This window comes from Trinickia sp. (genome assembly GCF_051961175.1).
Classification (GTDB): domain Bacteria; phylum Pseudomonadota; class Gammaproteobacteria; order Burkholderiales; family Burkholderiaceae; genus Trinickia.
On sequence record NZ_JBQCDN010000371.1, the window covers coordinates 1 to 3,798 of the forward strand.

Sequence of the window (3,798 nt, forward strand, 5' to 3'; positions counted from 1 at the left end):
CCGCGCGCAGAACTTTTTCGCCAAGTTTGCCTACGGCGACCTCAAAATCAGCGCGGGCTACGGCAATCGCACCAAGGGCGCTCCCACGTCCCCCTATCAGTCTGTCTTCAACACACCGCAAAGCACGACCGATACGCACAGCTTCATCGATGCGAAATACAGCCATGCGGTGACAAACGGCCTCGAACTGGCATCGGAACTCTACTGGGAGCGTTACGACTATCACATGGACGCGTTGTATGGGGCGCCTCCGATGGAGAATATCGATGGCGACAAAGCGATCTGGTACGGCGCCGACGTGCATGCCACACTCACCTCCATTCCGCGCAATAAATTCGTCGTGGGCGTCAGCCTGATGCGCGACGCGAGCCGCGACCAGTACAACTACAACACCGATCCCTATCAGCTGATCCTGAACGATCGGCGCAGCAGCAATTCAGTGGGCGTCTACGCCGAAGACGAGATCAAGCTGCCGTGGCGTTTCACGCTGACCGCGGGGTTGCGCGTGGACCACGAATCGGTCTCCGGCACGAACGTCAGCCCGCGCCTGGCGCTCAACTACAAACTGACGAGCGCCGATACATTCAAGCTCATTTATGGACGCGCCTATCGGGCACCGAACGCGTACGAGCTCTATTACACGATCCCCGGCCCGGGTGGCCAGCAGGGTAATCCGTCGCTGAGCGCCGAGCACATCACCACGACGGAATTCGTCTACGACCGCGCATTCGGCGAGAACGCCCACGGCACCGTCTCGCTGTTCGAATACGACGTACGCGATCTCATCACCGAAACACTGGATCCGTCGTCCGGCGTCTTCGTGTTCGGCAACGTCCAGCACGCACGGGCACACGGCGTCGAGCTGGCCTATGAGCAGGACCTCGGTTCGATCGCGAAGGTTCGCGCGAGCTATTCATGGCAGCTCGCCCGCGACAGCGCGACGGGCGCCGTACTGCAAAACTCGCCACGCCACCTCGGCAAACTCAATGTCACGGTGCCGCTGTTTCGCAACGCGGCACGGATCGGCGCGGAGATGCGCTGCGAATCCGCTCGCCTGTCGCAGTTCGGCAGCGCCGGCGGATATTGTCTCGGCAACGTGACGATCGGCAGCGCGCGCCTCATACCGCACGCGGACGTCTCGTTCTCGGTCTACAACGTGACAAACAAGGTCTACGCGGACCCCGCCGGGCCCAATTTCACGCAGGACGTGATCCCGCAGCAAAGCCGAACCTTCCTGCTCAAGCTCGTTTATGGTTTCTGACATGCGAGCAGCAAGACCCGTCTTTCATCGCATGACCGTTTGCCTGCTGGCCGCAGTGGCTGGCGCGCAGATGTGCGCCAACGCGCAGGTCGATCTGTATTCGCTCGAGGCCGCCTACATCTACAACTTCACGGAATTCACCGAATGGCCGGCCGCGCCCGCTGGCGGTGCCGCCCTCACGGTTTGCGTGAGCGGCCATTCGCCGCTCGGCGCCACGCTGGCGAAGCTCGATGGGCGCCCGGTCTCGGGCAGGGCCTGGAGTGTCAAGCCGATTCCGGAGGGCCCGGCACTGACCGCGTGCAATGTGCTCATCGTGGACGACGCGGCCTCGAATGCCATCACGAAAGCCGCCCCCGGCCGCGACCTGCCGATGCTCGTGGTGCGTATGCCCGATGCCGATGCGGGCGACGGCCGCTATGTCGTCACGCTGTTTCGCGAAGGCGACCGGCTGCGGTTCGATATCGATAACACAGAAGCGGTGCACCGCCACCTCGGGCTCAGCTCGAAACTGCTCCGCTTGGCAAGGAACGTGACATGAAGCGCAACGAGAACCATGCGCCGAGCCCGATGAAGGAAATGGCGCGCGTCAAGCTCGCCGGTTTCGGCGTGGCGCTGTTGATTTCCGGCCTCGTTTTGCTCGTCTATCAAGCGATTTCGTTGCGCTCGGCCTTGACGGCCGACGCGACCGTCCAGGCCGACATGGTGGCCGACAATGTATCGGCCTCGGTCTTGTTCGACGATGTTCGCACGGCGCAGGAAACGTTGCACTCGCTGCGCAACGTGCCGTATATCGAGAGCGCCGGCATCTATACGAAAAACGGTAAGCGCTTTGCCGCCTATGAGAGACCGGGGCTCTCCCGGCATGCGCGCTTCGAGGCAAGCCCGGCCAATGTGGAGCGCGCCAACGGGCGCTTTTTGTTCGACGACGTCTTCGTGGCGTCCAGCATCACACAGAACGGGAAAACGCTCGGCTCGGTCGTGGTCGTGGCCACCACCACGCAAATGGCCGCCGAGCTGCTGCACTTCGCCGTGTTCATCCTGGCGGCATCGCTCTGCGCGCTCTGGATCGCGTTCGTCATCACTTCGCGGATGAGCGCTCGTATCGCACAGGCCGAAAAGAAGCTCGAGTACTTAGCCTCGACCGATCCGCTCACCGGGCTGCCGAACCGGCGTGCGTTCTACGATGCGTTGACGGAACGCCTGCAGCGCGGCGCCCAGGGATGCGCACGCGCCGCGTTGATTCTCGTCGACCTCGACGACTTCAAGAACGTCAACGATACGCTCGGCCACGGTGCCGGCGACGAATTGCTGAAGCACGTCGCCGTTGCACTGAAACAAAGCGTGCGGGTGGCGGATCTCGTCAGCCGCATCGGCGGCGACGAATTCGCCGTACTCGTCGCGATCGCGAAAGAAAAGGCCGAAGGCATCCGCACCGCCGAACGCATCGCGCGCGCCCTGGCCCGGCCTTTCGATCTGCCGCGTGCCAGCATCGTCGCAAGTGCGAGTGTCGGCGTGAGCGTGTATCCCGACGACGCCGCCGATGTCGCGGCACTCGTGAGCAGTGCGGATATCGCACTGTATGCCGCCAAAAGCACCGGCAAGAATGCCGCCGTCGAATTCCATTCGAACATGACCGTGGAAGCCCGCCGCCGTGCGCGGCTCGAGACGGAATTGCGCAAAGCGATCGACGAAGACGCCCTGAGTCTCGCCTATCAACCGCAGTTCTCCTGCCGCACGGGACGCATCATCGGCGTGGAGGCACTGGCCCGCTGGGTTCACCCCATCGACGGTGAAATCTCGCCGATCGAGTTCGTGCCCGTGGCGGAAGACAGCGAGCTCATCGTCGCCCTCGGGCAATGGGTCCTGCGCCGCGCCTGCCGCGATGCCGCGCGCTGGAACGCGCAGCCCGGTGTTGCCTTGCATGTGGCAGTGAATGTATCGGCACGGCAGTTGCGCCAAACCGAATACAGCGAGGACGTGATAGCGATCCTTGCCGATAGTGGCCTTTCTCCGCACTTGCTCGAACTCGAGCTCACGGAGAGCCAACTGATGGCAAACATGACCGCAGGGGTCGAGGCCATGCGCCAATTGCGCGCGGCCGGCGTGCGCCTGTCGCTCGACGATTTCGGCACGGGCTACTCCTCGCTGTCGTACCTTCAATCGTTCCCGGTCAACAATCTGAAGATCGATCGCGCATTCGTCAAGCCGTTGCCGCAAGCCGGACAGCCGATCGTGACAGCCATCATCTCCATGGCGCACAGCTTCGGGATCGGCGTCGTCGCCGAAGGCGTCGAAGACGCCGCGCAGTTGGCTTGGCTCACCGACGCGGGCTGCGATATCGTCCAAGGCTATCTGATGGGCAGACCGATGCCGTTCGAGCGCATCACCGATTTGCTACGAAACGAGAGCGAATACGAGGATTCCGAGCCCTTGATTTAGGGCAGGCATAGTGCGCCTATAGATCCGCATTCGACGCGGTGAACGCGCTGAACGACGTATGGGTCGGCTCGAGCGGCGCAAGATCGTTCATGACGATC

The 3,798-nt window shown here is 62.7% G+C and carries 3 protein-coding genes; all 3 read left to right on the forward strand.

The window, feature by feature from the left end:
- A partial coding sequence (locus tag ACTHL0_RS21315; protein ID WP_440568891.1) for a TonB-dependent receptor plug domain-containing protein occupies positions 1–1,261 on the forward strand: 1,261 nt, incomplete at its 5' end.
- A gap of 1 nt (position 1,262) precedes the next feature.
- Positions 1,263–1,799, forward strand: coding sequence for a YfiR family protein (locus ACTHL0_RS21320; RefSeq protein WP_440568892.1), 537 nt, complete (start codon positions 1,263–1,265; stop codon positions 1,797–1,799).
- Positions 1,796–3,700 carry a putative bifunctional diguanylate cyclase/phosphodiesterase gene (locus ACTHL0_RS21325; RefSeq protein ID WP_440568893.1) on the forward strand — a complete coding sequence of 635 codons (1,905 nt, stop codon included), beginning with the start codon at positions 1,796–1,798 and terminating at the stop codon, positions 3,698–3,700. Before ACTHL0_RS21320 ends, ACTHL0_RS21325 begins: the two co-directional genes overlap by 4 nt.
- Positions 3,701–3,798 lie beyond the last annotated feature (98 nt).

Bases quoted from the DNA above. Each gene is read 5' to 3' on its own strand.
- ACTHL0_RS21320 (WP_440568892.1), top strand. From the start codon at position 1,263: ATGCGAGCAGCAAGACCCGTCTTTCATCGCATGACCGTTTGCCTGCTG.
- ACTHL0_RS21325 (WP_440568893.1), top strand. From the start codon at position 1,796: ATGAAGCGCAACGAGAACCATGCGCCGAGCCCGATGAAGGAAATGGCG.